Below are 16,921 nucleotides of genomic sequence, written 5' to 3'. Positions count from 1 at the left end.
CCGGCGTTCGCTCTTAGGTCAGTTGACAGACAACTCTACGTCACGGAGTATTCTGCGCGAGCTACGCGAGTGCTTCAATGTTGATCACACAGGCGCAAGGGGCGGTGTCGCTGTTCGAGATTGGCGCGACGGCGCCTCCTGGTGGCCGCGTCGTCGGTGGTCTCCGGCGTCGCCGCATTGGAGCTGACCGATGAGTGCCGACGAAATCATCCACCAGAGCACGCGGCTCAGGATCATGGCCACCCTGAACATGCTGGAAAGGCGGGAAACGCTGGACTTCAGCCAATTGAAGGCCATCCTGGACGTCACCGACGGCAATCTCGGCGCGCATCTCGATACGCTGGCCAGGGCCGGCTATGTCGATATCGAAAAGCTGTTCGTCGGACGCCGGCCGCAGACGCGCGTCAGGGCGACGACGAGCGGACGGCGCGCGTTCCGCGGCCACGCCGCTTTCCTACGCAAAATCCTCGATCATGCCCAGGCGGCGCCGCGCAGGAAATAGCGCGGCGATCGCGCGGTTCACCCGGCGCACGATCTTCGGCATGCGCAACAGGTCCTCGCTGGGTAACTGGCGATACCTCGCCATCTTGGCCACATCGGCCTCGGCGATGAACCCGTCGACGCCGGTGCGTGGGCGCGCTTGCCCGCAGCCATCAAGCCGCAGGCGCGAAAAAGGATCGAAACGGGAAAGCGGTCTTAGCGCAGGACGCGGCAGCGGCCGTTGTAGACCATCCAGCGGTCGAAGCCCGAGACGCAGAATTCGACGTTATCGCCGATCGAGGCGAAGCCCTGGCCTTCCTCGATCAAGTACCAGATCGTGCGGTCACGGCCATCGGAGAGACTGACGGTGGCGCCGCAGTAGCGGCGGCCGATCGGCCAGGTGTCGTTGGCTGGCAGATAGCGGTGCTGGTGGATGCGCTGGAAATCAGTGATCTGAACGACCGGCAGATGCGGCACGTGATGCACCTGGTAGGAGAAGCGGCTGGTGATCTTGTTCAGAACCCAGGCTTCGCCACAGACGCCGCTGTCCTCATCGGAATAGACCGTGAGATCGGCCGCCTGCACGGCCTGGGTGACGCCCAGAGGCGCGGCAAGCGGAGTGCAGAGCGAAATCAGGGCGGCGAGTGCGGATTTGGCGAAGCGAGTCATGACAGCCTCTCAAGGTCGATTGCGCGCACTGTGCGGATTCGCTTGGCAACGGTCAAGCGGTTGTGCAAACAATGGTTTCCCAGGTTGAAACAGCATTGGCCAGAGCCGGACTTGCGTGGATCGGAATCACCGCGGCCCGTTGATAGCCGGCCCGAGAGAGCCCTGGGTCGTAAAAGAGTTCCGCCATCCTGGCCTTCCGGAACGCGGGCATTTTCGCGCCTGGCGCCGAACGGCGATATCCGAAGCCCTTCGCCGTCAAGCCTGCTCGCCTGCCAGCCATTCCAGCGACCAGTGCGCCGGCCTCCCAACCGCAAGCAGCCGGTGCAAAGCCGGCAGCAGCATCCGCAGTTCGCCCTCCAGCGTGAAAGGCGGGTTGACCACCAGCAGGCCGCTGCCGTCTAAGCTGGGCTCCGAAGAGGCCGGCCTGATCTCAAATTCTATGTCGAGCAGCTTCGGGATGCCGGATTGCTTCAGCGCCTTCCTGAAGGCAATTATCGCCTTGCGGTCCTTGATCGGATACCACAGCGCATAGATGCCGCCGGGCCACCGCTTGTGCGCCCTTACGAGCCCGTCGACGAGGCGCTCGAACTCACCCGTTTCCTCGAAGGGCGGATCGATGAGAACCAGGCCGCGCTTTTCCTTCGGCGGCAGATGCGCGCCGAGCGCCAGCCAGCCATCGAGTTCGATTATCCGGGCCTGGACATCGCCGGCAAAAAGCGTCCTCAGCTTCGCCACATCCTTGGGGTGCAGCTCGATCGCCGTTAGCCGGTCCTGCTTGCGCATGAGATGACGCGCGATCAGCGGCGAGCCCGGATATTTCTGGATGCCGCCCTCCGGGTTGAGCGACCGCACCGTCTCCAGATAAGACGCAAGCAGTGCTGCTACCGGCGCGGCAAGCTGGGCATCGATCAGCCTGCCGATGCCGCCTTGCCACTCACCGGTCTTCTGCGCTTCGACCGAGGACAGGTCGTAGCGGCCGATGCCGGCATGGGTGTCGATGACCCGAAACGCCTTGTCCTTCTGCTTCAGATACTCGAGCAACCGCGTCAGCACGACATGCTTGACGACGTCGGCGAAATTTCCGGCGTGATAGGCGTGGCGGTAGTTCATGGTTCGGTGCCGTTATGCATGTCGTTGTCCCAAAACCGCTGCACACTTGTGGGCGACATGCATCAGCCCCTGCCCCAGCGAGGCGGTGGCTGCGAGTTCGGACTTTCCGGCCGGCCGCCATGAGAACGCAAAGTCAGCAAAAACCCGATCAAGCCGACCGCCATCAGCGAGAAGCCGACTGGCCGAGCACGGCTGTCGATCTCGCCGACACCGGAGCGCAGGATCAGATCGACCGCTCGCATCGGTATGTCGTCGGCATCACCCTGTCCGACGGTGAAGACATAAGGACCTGGGTTGACGTTCTCGATCACGCCAGCCTCGTCGCGAAAGATCTTGTCCGGCAACTGGGGGCTGGCCTGGCGCGGATTGTCGGAATGGTTGAACTGGAGGGTCGAGGCGAGCACCGTGCGGCCACTGCTGGCTGCTGTCAGCGTCAGCACGGTGCGCTGCTGCGAGACGATGCGCTCGGCTCTTGCGGTCAGGTCGACCAGCACCCGCACTGGCGCGTCGCGACTGCCGAGCGGCACCGTCAGGGGCTTGAAGCGGCCCTGCTCATAGACCCGCCAAGTGCCGATCTCATGGCCGGAGAAATTGCTCGTTGCCCAGGGATAGATGACACCGATGCCGGTGCCGGCGAGCAGGATCAGGACAAACACAAAGCGCATTCACATCACCACAGGCTATCGTGACCTTGCCAATAGCGCCCCGACGGCCAAAAGGCGATGGCCAGGTGTTGCAGCTTTCGGGCCGCTGGAGCGGGATCACTCGGGGCAGCAACCAGATCGGCGGCGGCACAGCAAGGCAGGCAAGCTTCTACCTATGCGCTCAAACGCAATGGCAATAATGACCGGCATTCCCTCAACGAAATGAATGCGCGTGTACGCTTTCTGGCAAGATGGCGACCACTGGCCCGGGCGCCCGCCTCAAATTGCTTCACCTGTTCTTTGTTGGAATTCCTCGCTGCCAAGCTCTCATTCTGCCTTGAAACGAGATGCCGCGTCCGACCGCATTTTTTCCACGAGCGAGCCAATACACTGATTCATAATGAGGATCGGCCTTGGGCGCCTATGACTCGGGCTCGAGAAGCCGGCACCCGGCCATATGAACCATTCGCAAACAGATATGATTAAGGAATTGCTAATTTAGTTGACTATGATTTCCACAGGTATATTTTTGATATGTTGGGATGTGCAATTTGGGCGAGCAATCGACGATGATGGCACCAGACGTGTGATCGCGATTTCGGGGCACAGAGAACGCTGAGCGGCAACACATAGATCGTGTAGCGAAACCAGCTTCGCGAACCCCAAAGAACAGTTAACGCACATCAGCGATGGCGACTCCGCAGATGCGGAGGGTTTGCCACGTTCTCATGGACGTGGCCGGGCAATGCTTTGTCCGGCCAGGCAATAGCGTGTGCTGTGGGTAAGAGGAAACCATGAGTAAGCTTATCAAGGTCCTTAAACTGGAATCCGACTGCCAAAGGGGCGCCAACCAAAACCGAAGCCGCGCCCTGGTCGCCGGAGGTGCTGGATTTTTAGGATCGCATCTGTGCGAACGCCTTCTGCGGGACGGATACGACGTTGTCGCTCTGGACAATTTCCATACCGGCAAAAAAAACAATCTCAATGCCCTTCTGCGTAATCCGAGATTCATGTGCATCGAGCACGATATCGTCAATGCACTGCCTTCGGGTCTTCGGTTCGATGAGATCTACAATCTCGCTTGCCCAGCCTCTCCGCCGCACTACCAGGCCGACCCGATCCATACCTTCAAGACAAGCGTGCTCGGTTCGCTGAACCTCCTGGAGCTCGCGCTCCAGAACAATGCCAAGATATTCCAGGCCTCGACCTCCGAAATCTATGGCGACCCTTTTGTGCATCCACAGCCCGAGAGCTACTTCGGCAACGTCAATACGCACGGACCGCGGTCCTGTTACGACGAAGGCAAGCGCTCGGCCGAAACCTTGTTCTTCGACTATTCGAGAACGTATGGCCTCAATATCCGCGTCGCCCGCATTTTCAACACCTATGGCCGCCGCATGCAGCCCGATGACGGGCGCGTGGTTTCGAACTTCATCGTCCAGGCGCTGCAGGGCAAAGACCTGACCGTCTATGGCCATGGCCTGCAGACGCGTTCGTTCTGCTATGCCGACGATCTGATCGAGGGCTTTGTCCGGCTGATGAATGCGCCGAATGCACCCGCGCATCCAGTCAACCTCGGCAACCCCAGCGAATTCACGATCATGGAACTGGCGACACTGGTCATCGATTACACCAACTCCCGATCGAAGATCGTGCATCGGCCGCTACCGATCGACGATCCCAGGCAGCGCAAGCCGGATATTTCCTTTGCCAGGGCCAATCTCGGCTGGGAGCCGAAAATCGGGCTGCGCCAGGGGCTCGCGCGTACCGTCGAGTATTTTGACACCCTGCTTTACGGAGGCCAGCTGACCAAAGGAGCTACGGCTTCATGACCCGGCCGGCAATTCTGGTGACTGGCGGAGCCGGGTTCATCGGCAGCCACACCTGCAAGCTGCTGGCTTCCGCCGGCTATTTGCCGGTAGTTTTCGACAATCTAAGCCGCGGCAACGAGAAATCCGTTGCCTGGGGTCCGCTTGTCGTCGGCGACATCCGCAGCCAGACCGCGCTGCAGGCGGCGATGAATGCGTATCGGCCGACGGCGGTCATCCACTTTGCGGCGCTGGCCTATGTCGGAGAATCCGTTCACCAGCCGGCCGAATACTATTCGACCAATGTGACAGGCACCGTCGCGGTGCTCGATGCGGCGCGTGCGAACTCAATCGAGAACATCATCTTCTCCAGCAGCTGCGCGACCTACGGCGTGCCGGAAGCGTTGCCCGTTCGCGAGACGTCCGCGCAAAACCCGATCAACCCATACGGGCGCACCAAGCTGATGGGAGAACAGATCATCGGCGACTATGCGTCCGCATACGGAATGAAATTCGCGATCCTGCGCTATTTCAACGCTTGTGGCGCCGATCCCGATGGCGAACTCGGTGAGTGGCATTCGCCGGAAACGCATCTGGTTCCCAGGGTGCTAATGGCTGCATCAGGACTCATCGACGAGATCGAGGTTTTCGGCACTGACTACGACACGTCGGACGGCACCTGCGTACGCGACTATATCCACGTCAGCGATCTGGCCCGTGCCCATCTGAAAGCGCTCATGCATCTCGAGGGTGGCGGACAAAGCCTGGCCGTCAACCTCGGCACAGGGCGGGGCATATCCATCAAGGAGATTGTCCAGGCGGTCGGTCGGATGACGTCAAGATCTGTTCCGGCCGTCTTCAGGAATCGGCGGCCGGGAGATCCGGCGGAGCTTTACGCCGATCCTGGAAGCGCACGCGAACGTCTCGGCTTTGTGCCGGAGCTCTCCGACATCGACACGATCATCAGAACGGCTGCCCCATTTTTTGGGTTGGACACAAAACCGATGAAGGAGGCGGCAGCGCCAGCCGCTGCTCGACAGATCAGAGATAGCGGGGGCGGCAGCTCGCGCGTTGGCCAAATCCGCTAGGGCTGCAGATATAAGGCGAACCGCCCAGGAACGTGCCACCACCGCCCGGAGTGAACGAGACCTTCACCGGCGCCGGCGTGCGGACTTCGAGCCGCTGCGGCGATGCAAAAGCGTAGGTTCTTTCAGTCGTCCGTATTGTGCTTGTCGTCAGGATCGGAGGGTCAACTCTGAGCGAACGCACAAAGAATCCAGCTTGGACCGGCTGTACAGCCTGGCCGCGCGCTGCGTGGACCACAGGCTGGATGAGGATCGAATCGGTCTCAGTCGCGTCCATGCCCTGGCAACCTGCAACCAGAAGACTCATTCCCACCGCCGCGGCAATAGATACGAAAGTATTACTTGGGCGAAATGCACCCTTTGCGTCGCTGTCCATCATTTATCCCTTGCTACCAAGTATAATCCAAGGGCGCGTTGCGACATACTATGCCTTCGCCGCTTTCACGCCGGATGAGTGACCATTCGCACATCACACGTGAACATTAGACATCACTAATTATTAAATTTCATCAAACCCGTGTGGTAGGCCCACCATCTTGTCGTTCTGTCACATAGGATTGAATGCTATCATGCAGCGGTAGGCGCGCTGATCGCACGTGCCGAACGGCTTGATGCTTGACCATAAGCGATTCGCCGCTTGCTGGACAGGCGCCCGGCAAAGTGCAGCCTGCTCTCAAGAACAGCGATGGATTTGGAGGTTGTTCAACCCGTCACGATGGGTCGGGAGCGGATTGCGAAAATCATCGGCTGTGTCATGGCTCATGCCGGCCATGCCGAACGGTACCACCAGAAACCAAGACCGGGCGCCCTCTGGGCCGAGTCCGCTTGTGCCTCAACGCGGCTGAACAGGGCCTAATTCTTGGAATCGACCAGCTTTCGGGCCTCTTCGAACTGCGCGCCCTTTGTGTCGCCTGTTTCGAACTTCCTGTGTTCGTCGGAAATACCCTCGGGAGATCGCTTGAAACTATACCATTCCCCATCCGGGTCCTTGCGTTTCTCGACGTTCCCGCCCTGGATTCGGTGGCTGTAGCAGGTGCGATGCTGCTTGCCGGCGTAGCTCTTCGACCGCCAGGCGAGTTCCATGCACATCTTGCCGCCGCTGGTCACCAGCCATCTGCCCTCCGCGACTGATGCCGTGTCCTGCCCGGACGTCCAGGCCTTGAGGTGTCGGTCGCCCTGAGCGAAATAGGCCGCTCCGTTCTTCCATACCCATGTGCGGCCGGCATACATAAGCTGCAGTTCGTAAGCAGTTGGAACAGTTGCGCTATTCGCTTGCGCAACTGCGCTGTCCTTAGCGGCGTAAGCCGTTCCAGAAAGGGCCACCTGGCCGAAGACGGCCAGGAAAAACAGAAGTTGCTTGCAACTTGCGAACCGACGACGGTCCTTGTGTCGCCAACGATCAACACCTGGCGGCGATCTGGTCGGAGCTATCTGCACCATTGACATTCGTACGTCTGTTTGACCAAGGGCAGTGCTATCGGCGCGACAGCTATGCGAACTATTTAACAGCCGCGAGAACCGCGATGTCAACGTTCGCGAGGCCAAAGGACAGCACTTATTCGAGACACGCATAGACCGCCGTCGTCAAATTAAGGATTGCGTCGTATACTTCCGCATCTTTGACAATCGCACGCAAGAGCAAATCCGCGGACGTCAGAGGGGACGCGGTTTCAAATGACAGACGACCCGGAATTGAATCAGGCTGAAGTTCGGCAATACCTGCCGCGTTCGACCGGCCGGGACACGGCTGCTCGCAACTATCTGGTCCCCAACACGGCGATCTTGCTGGGGATCCTGTTCATTGCGGTCGTATTCAGGTTCCACAACATAACCTTGCCGCTGGTCGATGCCTTCAGCTGGCGCGAGACGAGCACGGCAATGATGGCAGACAATTTCCAGCAGCGTAGCTGGAATATCTTCTTCCCGGAGGTCAGCTGGACAGGGCCCGGGCCAAGTTACCAAGGCCGCGAATTCCAGATCGTCAGCTATCTCACCGCCCTGCTCTATCAACTCTTCGGCTGGCACGACTGGTTCGGCCGGATGGTTGCGGCCTTCTTCGGCCTGGTGACGGTGTTTTCGCTGCACAGATTAACGGCGCTATGCTGGGGCGAGACGCACGCCCATGCCGCAGCCCTTGCCTATGCGCTGATGCCGGCGGCTATCATGATCGACAGTTCGTTTCTTCCCGATCCCTCGATGCTGGCCCTGGTGACGCTCGGCGTCTGGCTTTTCGCGAAATACTGGGCCGGCGGCAACGGCCGGCTGTTGCCGCTCGCCACGGTCAGCTTCTCGCTCGGCGTGCTGTCAAAGCCGCCGGGCCTCGCCGCCGGCGCCGTCATCTTCTACCTGATGGTCTGCTGGTTGCTGGAGAAGAAGTGGAAGCCGGCGACCAGGGTCTTGCTGTCGGGGCTTTTGAGCCTGGCTATTATCGGCGCCTATTTCAGCTGGGCCATCTATCTCGGCCACCGCTATCCGCCGTTTCATGTCGCGGGTAGCGGCTACATCTGGGATTCCGGCTTCTGGACATTCTTCAGGAACAGCTTCTACTTCAAATCCGTGTGGAACACCTCAGTCTGGTGGTTCTACGGCTATCCGTTCATGGTGCTGATCGCGGTCGGCTTCTGGATGCCGCCCAGACCCGCCAAAGACCCGAAGCAACGCGCTCTTTCGGCCATTCCCTATGTTTGGCTGGCCGCGGCCATGGTCGTCTATCTGGCGGCGGCGCGCGAGATCACCAGCAATCCTTGGAATTACCACATCTTCCATGTGCCGTTCGCGATGTTCTGCGGCCGCGGCGCACTTCTCCTGGCGACGCTTGCATCGGGAACCGTTCTGTCGCCGGCGGTCGTGCTGCGATCGATCTGCATCGCGGTCGTCACACTCGTGTGGTCGACCTTTCCCCTCGTCAGGACGATGAAGGCACCGATCGCCATGAACGGCAAACTGCTCGGCGAGGAATTGGCGCGGTTGGCGCGCCCGGGCGACCTCGTCGTCGCTATCGCGCCCGAGGCCGGCGATCCCGTCGCAGTCTATTACAGCAGGGCGCGCGGCTGGGTGTTCCCGCCTGGTGGAGGCGATGTCGAATGGTCGAAATTCGTCGCGGACGATGCCACCGCGATCGCGCAGCTCGAGGAGTTGCGCGCACAGGGCGCGGACCTGTTCGGCACGGCCAAGAACGCCGCCGACAAGCAGGATCGGTTGTTCGTCGAGCATCATGACGGGGTCATCGACTATCTGGACAAGACCGGAACCAAGCTTGTGGATTCGGATGATTTGCTGGTCTATAGGATCACCCGTCCATGAGAACTGCGACGGTCCGGGGCGTAGGCCCTCGACAAGAAATGGTCCGACGGTTCAGCGGGCCCCGCATTCGCCTGCGGAAGGCAGCGCGGCGGACCAGGCGAAGCGATCCCTGATGACGCCAGGGATATTCGGGCGCACCGACGCTGCCGCTGGAACTCGGCGGAGAAAACCGGCGGAGAATTGGTTGAAAAGAGCAATCTCGATAGTCGTGACGCTGGCCCTGCTGGCCTGGCTGGCCAGCGACTCGCGCTGGCGCATGGTCGGCGACGCCTTCGAGCGCATTACGCCCGGCACGTTCGCTGTGGCGACGATCGCGTTTTTCGTCACCTATGTCTTGCGTGCGCTGCGCGTCTGCGACGAGTTCCGCGACGAGGTGAATGGCCGTTTCGGCGCCTGCCTGCGCATTATCCTGATCCACAATGCGATGATCAACGTCATCCCCTTCCGTGGCGGCGAGACGGCCTTCCCGCTGCTGCTGCGCCAAGTCTTCGGCGTACCGATCATGCGCGCCAGCGCCTCGCTGCTGTGGTTCAGGCTGCAGGACGCCTTCGTTGTCGGCGTGCTGGCCCTGGCGGTGTGGCCGGACCTGCATCCGGCGATGAGGATCGCCGGCGTAACCGCCTTGATCGCCGCCGCCTGGTACCTGCCGCGCTGGGCACGTGCTCCGCATGACTGGGCTGGGCGCAGCAGGATCGTGGCCAAGCTCGGCCTGCTTCGCGACACCTTCACCGACGCGACCGGTCGCTCCCGCTACGGCTGGTGGTGGACAATCGCCAACTGGTCGCTGAAGCTCACCGTGCAGGGATGGCTGCTGGCGCTGATATTGGGGACATCGTTCACCACCGCCTTTCCCGGCGTCGTCGGAGCCGAAGGCGCCGCCATACTGCCAGTGCAAGGCGTCGCCGGCTTCGGTACCTATGAGGCGGGTGCGGCGGCGGCGTTGCTCACCTCCGGAATCGCGATGAAGAGCGGCCTGCAGGCGGCGCTGGCGCTGCACCTGTTCATCTTCTGCTCGGCTATCGTCACGGGCGCGATCGCCTGGCTGTTTCCCTCGAAATCGACGCTGCCGGGGAACCCGGCTGTCGGACCTGCAAGGAAGCCATCACAATGAACATATTGCCCATCCCTGCTTCGGGACTGCCTGACGGCGCAGTGATGCCGGACCATACGCTGTCCATCGTCGTACCCATGTACAACGAGGCCGAGAACGTCGAGCCACTGCTGGCACGGATTCACCAGGCGATGGAAGGCTACGGCCGGCTGTGGGAGGTCGTGCTGGTCGATGACGGCAGCACCGACGCGACCGTGAGCGAGATCAGGCGCCTGGCAGCGCATTACGGCCCGCATGTTCACGCGGTCGAGCTGGTGCGCAACTACAAGCAGACCGCCGCGATGCAGGCCGGCATCGACGCAGCACGCGGCGACGTCATCGCCACGATCGACGGCGACCTGCAAAATGATCCTTTCGACATTCCGCGCATGGTTTACCGCCTGCTGAGCGAGGATCTCGACCTGGTGGTCGGCTGGCGCAAGGACCGCCAGGAAGGCTTTTTCATGCGCAGACTCCCCTCGCGTATCGCCAACGCGCTGATCGCGCGTGTCACCGGCGTTCGTCTCAAGGACTATGGCTGCAGCCTCAAGGTCTATCGCGGCAATGTCATCCGCAGCGTCAAGCTCTATGGCGAGATGCACCGCTTCATCCCGGCTTGGCTGGCCACGGTGACGACCCCCAGACGCATCGCACAGGAGGTGGTGACGCATCATGCCCGCATCCACGGCGAGTCCAAATATGGCATTTCGCGCACCTTCAGGGTCGTTCTCGATCTGGTGTTCATGTATTTCTTCATGCGCTATCGCACACGTCCCGGACATTTCTTCGGCGGCATCGGCATCGTGCTTGGCGCGCTGGGATCGTTGATCCTTGCCTACCTGCTTTGCCTGAAGTTGTTTTTCGCGCAGGACATCGGAACACGCCCGATGCTGTTCACCGGCTTCTTCCTGCTTATCGCGGGGGTGCAGATGGTGACGTCGGGCGTGCTGGCCGAGATGCTGGCACGCGTCTATCACGAGGCGAACGGAGCATCGGCCTATGTCGCGCGGCCGCAGCCGGCTTCCGACAACAATGACGGTTGGCACCGCCCTGGCCGGTCATCGTGACCCGATTGGAACACCCTAGAGGTTCCATGCCGATCGTGGTGACCGGAGCGGCGGGCATGTCTGCCGGCGGCTTGCGGATCGACGAAGTCGTCGGCAACATGAACGCCTGGTGCAATCCGGCACTGAAGGTGGCAAGGCGAAGCCGGCTTGTCGCCAGGAAGGTGCGGATCGAGCTAGGACTGGTTTGCCGAACCGTGTCGCCAGAATGATGGTCGAAGGGCAAGAGGTAAGGTGCAACGCCTGCGCCAACCTCTTGCCCTTGACTCTCGCCCCCCGGCGAAGACCAGAGCGGCCGGCTCTCCACTCAAACCGCGCCGCCGCTTTTGCGTCTGATGTTCTAAACTAAATCAGTAACGCGAACGGCAACTGGCGCGTTGGCCGAAGCCGCTCGGGCTGCAAATCCAGGGCGAATGACCCAGGAACGGGCCGCCATTGCCTGGACTATAGGAAACCTTCACCGGCGCCGGCCCGCCGACCCGCTGCGGCCGCACGAGAGCCGCATAGATCTCCTGCCTCGTACGCGTCACGGTCGTCATCCGTGTCAGCGGTTTGCGATTGATCAGATGCAGCGGCTTGTTCTCGACGGAGTGCTGCTTCTTGCCGAGCGTATAAACCACGGGCTTGGTGCCGATCGAGCTGGTCTTGTTCGCATCCATGCTCTGGCAACCGGACGCCATCGAGATCAATGCAACAGCGGTAAATGCACAGGCGTATTTCTTGCCGATCCTTGCCCCGCTTACCATAAATTTCTTCATCGCATCCCCTGCCACAAATACAAGTCGCTGGAGCGCTGAGATCTATTTCTCTTATTATGTCTCCGCGCCACGTCAGCAGCCTATCGCCACTTACATCGTGGCCACATATTAGAGGAAGCTTATTAAGATTCGGGCAAACGACATGATGAGCGCGGTCTTTCGGCGCTCAATAAGATTTTATTAAAATTTGATCTTTTGAGCGCGCCGCCACTGCTGCGGTCGCTGGCCTGCTATCAAGCCAAATGCAGTTCAGGGAACTGTTTGCGCGCGTACGCCTCACGGCGTCAGCGCGGTGATACCCAGCCGGGATCGAAGTAAAAATTGCGGGCACCGATGTTGCCCTGACCGGCGCCGGAAACCACATAGGCGATGCGTACGATGCGGAGGCCGCCGGCGCCCTGCTGCAGGCCATAGACGCCTTCCAGACCGCGATCGTAGAAGCCCACGGCCGGAACGGCGAGCGCCAGCGTGGCAAGCGACGCCTGCAAGGCGAATTTCGCGGCATTGGCACGCAACGGGATCCTGTTCTCGATGACGTGTCTTGCGACGATGACCACCACCAGAAGCCCATAGAGGAAGGCGTTGAAGGCGGCGAACCAGTAGAAGCCGGTGGCGTCGAAGGGGTGATCCACGAGCAGCACGGGCAGCGCCGCGCCGATCGCCAGCGCCACATAGGGAGCGAGGGCGCGGGCCGGCAGAAGGCTTTTTGGGCCGCTGCCCTTTGGCGTGACCCGAAAATCGACGAACGATTTGGTCAGATAGTCGCGGATCGACGACAGCGTGCCGGCGAGCACCCAGGGCCAGCGCGCGAAGAAGACGAACAGCGTGCCTTCCCAACTGATCGTCTTGGCCGTCATCGGGCGCGAGAGGCCGAACGCCTTCAGCATCATAACCAAGCCAACCAGAGCGACGGCGTTCGGCAGATAATAGAAGAGGAAGTCGACATACATGACATTGGCAAAGTTGCGTCCGGTCGACAGCGCATAGATCGGCATGACGTACATCAGCAACGCAAAGACGGCGAACAGCGGATACCAGAGTTGGCAAAAGAGGAACTGGAACCGCATCCGCGGTGACAGCTTAGGGAGATAGCTCGGCGAATATTCGAGCAGGATCGTCATCAGGCTGCGCGACCACTGGAACTCCTGGGTAACGAGGTCGGCGAAGGTCTGTGGGCCGTCGCCATGGGCGATGGCGTCGAGCGCGTGCACCCCGCGCCATCCGGCCGCATTGATCAGCATCGAAGTGGAGTGATCCTCCGCCAGTTCCGGACCGAGACCGCCAGCCTGCTTCAGCGCCTTGGTCCGCACGGCATAGTGCGAGCCAATGCAGAGCGGAGCTCCCCCGCCCGTATGCCCGGACTGCAGAGGTCCGTGAAACATCCCTTCCGGAAACAGCCTGCCGCGCGCCGCCCAACTTTCGGCGGCATTGTTGTCGCAGATGCTCGGCGCCGACACATAACCGACCGCGGGATCGGCGAAGGGATAGAGGACTTCCCTGAGATAGGTCGGCGTCGGCACATGGTCGGCGTCCATCTGAGCGACGAAATCGTAATACTCATAGCCATAATGGTCGTAGAAGAACGCCAGGTTGCCTTCCTTGCAGCGGGTGCGGCGCGGCCATGTCGTACGGTGATAGTCTTCCCTGCCGCGCCGCGTCGAAATCAGCACGCCGCGAGCCTTGCACCAGCGCTCCGTCTCCTCGGAAGGATCCTCATCCGCCAGCCAAGTGTCATGTGGATAGTCCTGCGCAAGCATTGCCTCCAACGTGCGGGCAACCACGGCAAAGGGTTCGGATGGCGCCTTGGTCACGACCATGGCGACCCGCGAGCGCTTCGGGATCGTGTGAAGCTTGGACGGCTTTTTCGACGCATGCACGTTCAGGAGAAAGTACAAAGGCATGAGCGTGAGCCACACCAGAACGAGTGTCGCGAATGCGTATGGCCCAGCATGCTCGACATGCTCGGGCTTTAGCCACCAGATCCAGAAAAATCCGAGCGTGACGAACCAGAAAGCCAGCGCCAGTCTCAGGGTCCATTGCTGAGTGACCGACAGCACGGGCACCAAAAAAAGCCCTTTGCGCGCAGTGGCGGCCAGAGCCGTCTTAGAGCGATGCGCTGCCCGTCTGCTCGCACGGCCGATGATGCCAGCTTGTACGGAAGCACCCATACAGTTACCCGCCGCCACTTTGGGCTTCCGCCGACAAGTGGCTGAAGCTCGCAAAACCCGGGCAACAGAATCGGCCCACACTTTCTTAGTGTCAACTAAATTAGATATTCGTTAAGTATTTTTCCTGAGATCTGGTGAGCTACGCTTGGAAGGCCTTGGGAGAGGAATAGCCGCCATCGAGCGGCTTGTAGCGGGTGAGCCGGCAAACTCTTCGGCGTTGGAAATCCACCGACAGGATCGAGGCCATTCGGAGGGGATCCGGCCAGAGGGCGGCGTCACCCGCAGTGCCAATGACATGGTTAAGCAACCATTAATTGTGCTTGACTCTTGGCCCTGACCGGCTCTTAAATTAGCTAGGGATGATATATCGGGATATTGACGCGAATTTGTGAGTATCGCGGCGAACTTCTCTCTGTAGCTCCTCGGTGTTGGTGCAGCGAGAGATAGTTTTTGGGTGGCTCGGTGCGAAGGCTCGCACGCCCGCCAATGGTCGCTCCGAAATCCCGCAGATTCAGCCAATTGGACCGATTGGTTTTGGACAGTCGTGTCGATCAATCATCGATACGCATGGGCGAAGCTTTAACTTCCGCGGGAAGTTAAAGCTATGGAGGTCAGGCATGAAACGTTCTGCAGCAAATGCACTTGCAATCGCGCTTGCATTGGGCGGGAGCGCCGCATTCACCACAGCAGGAAGCGCCGGCTCCGTCGCCGGGACAGACCCCGTTCAGACGAGCAGCGCCGCTTCGGCATTCGGATCCTACGATCCCTATGGCGACTTCAGCGCCGACAAGAGCGCCAGCATCGAAGAGTTGTTCCTACCCTGGGAGGACGTCGATCTGGCGACGCTGCCACTGGCCGATACGTATGCACTGCAACGCGGCCGTTCGCTGCTTATCACGATTGAGCCGTGGACCTGGTCGAAGGACTGGCGCATCACCCCACCCGAATTGCGCGACGGCATTTTGGGCGGCAAATATGACGCCAACATGCAGGCTATCTGCGACCTGGTGGGACAAATGAAGAGCCCGGTGACCATTCGCTGGGCGCAGGAAATGGAGGACACGAACGGCCGCTTCACCTGGGCCAACTGGGCTCCCAAGGATTGGATCTCCGCTTACAAGCGCGAAGTCGATCTTTGCCGCAAGGCTGCCCCCGCCGCCAAGTATATGTGGTCGCCCAAAGGCGAAGAGGGCTTGGAAAAATATTACCCTGGCGATGACTATGTCGATGTCATCGGCCTGTCGGTATTCGGTCTGCAGAAGAAGGACATTAACGAGGCCGGTCATGACCGTACGTTCGCCGAGATGCTGAAGCCCGGCTATGACCGCGTGGCAAGGTTCAACAAACCGGTCGTGGTTGCGGAACTCGGCTATGTCGGAAAGCAGGACTATGTCTCGAAGTGGCAGGAAGATACCCGTAAATCCTATGCGGAGTTCCCGGCGCTGACTTCGGTCGTCTACTTCAACCAGAAGGAAGTGTGGCCGTGGTTGGATGGCTACGGGCTGCCGGACTGGAGAGTGACGCAGCACGTCCTGCCGTAAGCGCATCATGCCGATCCATCTCCTTCCGGAACCAGCGGTTCGGGAAGATGGTTGAGGCATGGCATAAATCAGTCCGTGGGGGAGTTTGATGAAACAAATACCGGGAAATTGTCGCGGAGCGGCATTCGCCTGCTCCGTTGTGGTTCTTGCCTTCCATATCCCTTCGACAGCCGACGCGGCGACGACAATCGCCGAGCAGGCGCAAAAGGCCACCGTTATTCCTGACGATGGCGTCTACCGGATCTACCAGAACCATTCGTGGCTGTGGGCCAAGAAGGGCGCCGGGTTCTTTGCCGTCAAGCAGCGGCAATTCGACGCCTGGACCTACGACAAAGGCAATCCGGGCTATGGCGACGGCATGTGGTTTATCCCCGGCGGCGGCAAGTTGTGCTACCGTGCGCAATGGCATGGCTCCTGGGGTGTGAAGGGCTCGATGACCTGCTTCGAGCATCGCCAGGCAGGCAAGGTGATCTACAAGCGTAAATCACCTGATGGTGAGTGGTATGTTTTCAGGAGTTCGCATCGCAACCGGTCGGACGAATCCATGAAATTGAAATACGGAGACTACGTCACCAAGAAAATGAACCTGATCAAGGCAAAGCAGTAGATACTGTCTTCTGCGACGAGCCACTGGTCTAAAGCAGATCGGCTGAACGGTTCAGGCGACCTGTTTTAGGCCGCTGTTTTAAGCCTGTCGCTCTCCCAAAACCGAGGATACTTTGGGCGACATGCATTAAGCCTTGCGCTCCCAACGACGGTCTGGCGTCTGTTGCCAGTAAGTGACGGCATGGCCGGCGTCCTTCATCACCTTCCAGTGTCCCCGCGCCGCTTCGAGCTGGGTGGCATCGTGGCCGTCGAACAAGAACACCGCGCGCTCGTAGCCACCAAGGTCAGGCGGCACCGCGCCGTCAACGAGGAACCTTACCTTGGCCTGGTTGGGATTGCCGTCTCCGGTGGTCAGCAGGATCGGCTGCTCGCCGGGATATGCCTCACGATCGGTCGCGTGGGCGAGGAACGAATCGTCGCGGAAGGTCCAAAGATGCTGGTCGAGCGCATCACGGCGTTCCTCGGTGCCGGTCTGCACCACGGCGCGCCAGCCACGATCGACGCTGCGCTCCAGGAGGCCCGGCAGCGCATCCTCCAGCGTCGATTCGGTCAGGTGATAGAACAGGACGTCGGCCATCGCTTCGTTCTATAGTGA

Annotated in this window: 16 protein-coding genes; 9 read left to right on the top strand and 7 right to left on the bottom strand. The window is 60.4% G+C overall.

Annotated elements, in window-relative coordinates:
• Nucleotides 1-190: 190 nt before the first annotated feature.
• Nucleotides 191-502, top strand: coding sequence for a transcriptional regulator (locus NKJ01_RS18095; protein WP_352729854.1), 312 nt, complete (start codon nucleotides 191-193; stop codon nucleotides 500-502).
• A gap of 194 nt (nucleotides 503-696) precedes the next feature.
• Here the strand turns inward: NKJ01_RS18095 and NKJ01_RS18090 are convergent, their stop codons facing one another.
• The 3 genes from NKJ01_RS18090 to NKJ01_RS18080 form a co-directional block, all read right to left on the bottom strand.
• Entirely contained in the window at nucleotides 697-1,149 is a 453-nt protein-coding gene (locus tag NKJ01_RS18090; protein ID WP_352599099.1) for a hypothetical protein, read from the bottom strand.
• A gap of 255 nt (nucleotides 1,150-1,404) precedes the next feature.
• Nucleotides 1,405-2,259 (bottom strand): 23S rRNA (adenine(2030)-N(6))-methyltransferase RlmJ, encoded by an 855-nt coding sequence (locus NKJ01_RS18085; RefSeq protein WP_352729852.1) that lies wholly within the window; start codon nucleotides 2,257-2,259, stop codon nucleotides 1,405-1,407.
• A 62-nt stretch (nucleotides 2,260-2,321) separates the two neighbouring features.
• Entirely contained in the window at nucleotides 2,322-2,924 is a 603-nt protein-coding gene (locus tag NKJ01_RS18080; protein WP_352729850.1) for a hypothetical protein, read from the bottom strand.
• Nucleotides 2,925-3,697: 773 nt separating this feature from the next.
• Here NKJ01_RS18080 and NKJ01_RS18075 point away from each other — a divergent pair.
• Together NKJ01_RS18075 and galE are read left to right on the top strand one after the other, a co-directional pair.
• Entirely contained in the window at nucleotides 3,698-4,735 is a 1,038-nt protein-coding gene (locus NKJ01_RS18075) for a UDP-glucuronic acid decarboxylase family protein (protein ID WP_352729848.1), read from the top strand.
• The gene (gene galE / locus NKJ01_RS18070; RefSeq protein ID WP_352729846.1) at nucleotides 4,732-5,799 is read left to right on the top strand and encodes a UDP-glucose 4-epimerase GalE; all 1,068 of its coding nucleotides are present in this window, start codon (nucleotides 4,732-4,734) and stop codon (nucleotides 5,797-5,799) included. The genes NKJ01_RS18075 and galE overlap by 4 nt, the downstream gene beginning before the upstream one ends.
• An 849-nt stretch (nucleotides 5,800-6,648) precedes the next feature.
• On the opposite strand, the gene NKJ01_RS18065 is transcribed toward galE, so the two are convergent.
• The gene (locus tag NKJ01_RS18065) at nucleotides 6,649-7,119 is read right to left on the bottom strand and encodes a DUF995 domain-containing protein (protein ID WP_352729844.1); all 471 of its coding nucleotides are present in this window, start codon (nucleotides 7,117-7,119) and stop codon (nucleotides 6,649-6,651) included.
• Nucleotides 7,120-7,470: 351 nt separating this feature from the next.
• Here NKJ01_RS18065 and NKJ01_RS18060 point away from each other — a divergent pair, with 351 nt between their 5' ends.
• The 4 genes from NKJ01_RS18060 to NKJ01_RS18045 all read left to right on the top strand — a co-directional run bounded on the left by NKJ01_RS18060 (nucleotide 7,471) and on the right by NKJ01_RS18045 (nucleotide 11,465).
• Nucleotides 7,471-9,099 carry an ArnT family glycosyltransferase gene (locus tag NKJ01_RS18060; protein WP_352729842.1) on the top strand — a complete coding sequence of 543 codons (1,629 nt, stop codon included), beginning with the start codon at nucleotides 7,471-7,473 and terminating at the stop codon, nucleotides 9,097-9,099.
• A 184-nt stretch (nucleotides 9,100-9,283) separates the two neighbouring features.
• The gene (locus NKJ01_RS18055) at nucleotides 9,284-10,210 is read left to right on the top strand and encodes a lysylphosphatidylglycerol synthase transmembrane domain-containing protein (protein ID WP_352729841.1); all 927 of its coding nucleotides are present in this window, start codon (nucleotides 9,284-9,286) and stop codon (nucleotides 10,208-10,210) included.
• 44 nt (nucleotides 10,211-10,254) lie between these two features.
• Nucleotides 10,255-11,256 carry a glycosyltransferase family 2 protein gene (locus NKJ01_RS18050; RefSeq protein WP_352729911.1) on the top strand — a complete coding sequence of 334 codons (1,002 nt, stop codon included), beginning with the start codon at nucleotides 10,255-10,257 and terminating at the stop codon, nucleotides 11,254-11,256.
• Nucleotides 11,257-11,282: 26 nt separating this feature from the next.
• Nucleotides 11,283-11,465 (top strand): hypothetical protein, encoded by a 183-nt coding sequence (locus tag NKJ01_RS18045; protein ID WP_352729839.1) that lies wholly within the window; start codon nucleotides 11,283-11,285, stop codon nucleotides 11,463-11,465.
• A 138-nt stretch (nucleotides 11,466-11,603) separates the two neighbouring features.
• On the opposite strand, the gene NKJ01_RS18040 is transcribed toward NKJ01_RS18045, so the two are convergent.
• Both NKJ01_RS18040 and NKJ01_RS18035 read right to left on the bottom strand, forming a co-directional pair.
• Complete coding sequence (locus NKJ01_RS18040; RefSeq protein ID WP_352729837.1) at nucleotides 11,604-12,011, bottom strand: hypothetical protein; 408 nt, start codon at nucleotides 12,009-12,011, stop codon at nucleotides 11,604-11,606.
• A 284-nt stretch (nucleotides 12,012-12,295) separates the two neighbouring features.
• On the bottom strand, nucleotides 12,296-14,179 hold the full coding sequence (locus NKJ01_RS18035; protein WP_352729835.1) for a glycosyltransferase family 2 protein: 1,884 nt from the start codon (nucleotides 14,177-14,179) through the stop codon (nucleotides 12,296-12,298).
• 617 nt (nucleotides 14,180-14,796) lie between these two features.
• Here NKJ01_RS18035 and NKJ01_RS18030 point away from each other — a divergent pair.
• Together NKJ01_RS18030 and NKJ01_RS18025 are read left to right on the top strand one after the other, a co-directional pair.
• Nucleotides 14,797-15,720, top strand: coding sequence for a glycoside hydrolase family 26 protein (locus NKJ01_RS18030; RefSeq protein WP_352729833.1), 924 nt, complete (start codon nucleotides 14,797-14,799; stop codon nucleotides 15,718-15,720).
• Nucleotides 15,721-15,808: 88 nt separating this feature from the next.
• On the top strand, nucleotides 15,809-16,327 hold the full coding sequence (locus NKJ01_RS18025; protein WP_352729831.1) for a DUF995 domain-containing protein: 519 nt from the start codon (nucleotides 15,809-15,811) through the stop codon (nucleotides 16,325-16,327).
• A 126-nt stretch (nucleotides 16,328-16,453) separates the two neighbouring features.
• Here NKJ01_RS18025 and NKJ01_RS18020 read toward each other — a convergent pair whose 3' ends face one another.
• The gene (locus tag NKJ01_RS18020; protein WP_352599114.1) at nucleotides 16,454-16,903 is read right to left on the bottom strand and encodes a DNA polymerase III subunit chi; all 450 of its coding nucleotides are present in this window, start codon (nucleotides 16,901-16,903) and stop codon (nucleotides 16,454-16,456) included.
• Nucleotides 16,904-16,921 lie beyond the last annotated feature (18 nt).

The organism is Mesorhizobium sp. M0276, assembly GCF_040321755.1.
Taxonomy (GTDB): Bacteria; Pseudomonadota; Alphaproteobacteria; order Rhizobiales; family Rhizobiaceae; genus Mesorhizobium.
This window is presented reverse-complemented; position numbering and strand designations above follow the sequence as displayed.

What these genes read in the sequence shown, in the direction of transcription:
- NKJ01_RS18035 (WP_352729835.1), bottom strand. Translation starts at nt 14,179, where the DNA reads ATGGGTGCTTCCGTACAAGCTGGCATCATCGGCCGTGCGAGCAGACGG.
- NKJ01_RS18060 (WP_352729842.1), top strand. Translation starts at nt 7,471, where the DNA reads ATGACAGACGACCCGGAATTGAATCAGGCTGAAGTTCGGCAATACCTG.
- NKJ01_RS18040 (WP_352729837.1), bottom strand. Translation starts at nt 12,011, where the DNA reads ATGAAGAAATTTATGGTAAGCGGGGCAAGGATCGGCAAGAAATACGCC.
- NKJ01_RS18020 (WP_352599114.1), bottom strand. Translation starts at nt 16,903, where the DNA reads ATGGCCGACGTCCTGTTCTATCACCTGACCGAATCGACGCTGGAGGAT.
- NKJ01_RS18050 (WP_352729911.1), top strand. Translation starts at nt 10,255, where the DNA reads ATGCCGGACCATACGCTGTCCATCGTCGTACCCATGTACAACGAGGCC.
- NKJ01_RS18085 (WP_352729852.1), bottom strand. Translation starts at nt 2,259, where the DNA reads ATGAACTACCGCCACGCCTATCACGCCGGAAATTTCGCCGACGTCGTC.
- galE (WP_352729846.1), top strand. Translation starts at nt 4,732, where the DNA reads ATGACCCGGCCGGCAATTCTGGTGACTGGCGGAGCCGGGTTCATCGGC.
- NKJ01_RS18080 (WP_352729850.1), bottom strand. Translation starts at nt 2,924, where the DNA reads ATGCGCTTTGTGTTTGTCCTGATCCTGCTCGCCGGCACCGGCATCGGT.
- NKJ01_RS18030 (WP_352729833.1), top strand. Translation starts at nt 14,797, where the DNA reads ATGAAACGTTCTGCAGCAAATGCACTTGCAATCGCGCTTGCATTGGGC.
- NKJ01_RS18075 (WP_352729848.1), top strand. Translation starts at nt 3,698, where the DNA reads ATGAGTAAGCTTATCAAGGTCCTTAAACTGGAATCCGACTGCCAAAGG.
- NKJ01_RS18025 (WP_352729831.1), top strand. Translation starts at nt 15,809, where the DNA reads ATGAAACAAATACCGGGAAATTGTCGCGGAGCGGCATTCGCCTGCTCC.
- NKJ01_RS18090 (WP_352599099.1), bottom strand. Translation starts at nt 1,149, where the DNA reads ATGACTCGCTTCGCCAAATCCGCACTCGCCGCCCTGATTTCGCTCTGC.
- NKJ01_RS18095 (WP_352729854.1), top strand. Translation starts at nt 191, where the DNA reads ATGAGTGCCGACGAAATCATCCACCAGAGCACGCGGCTCAGGATCATG.
- NKJ01_RS18045 (WP_352729839.1), top strand. Translation starts at nt 11,283, where the DNA reads ATGCCGATCGTGGTGACCGGAGCGGCGGGCATGTCTGCCGGCGGCTTG.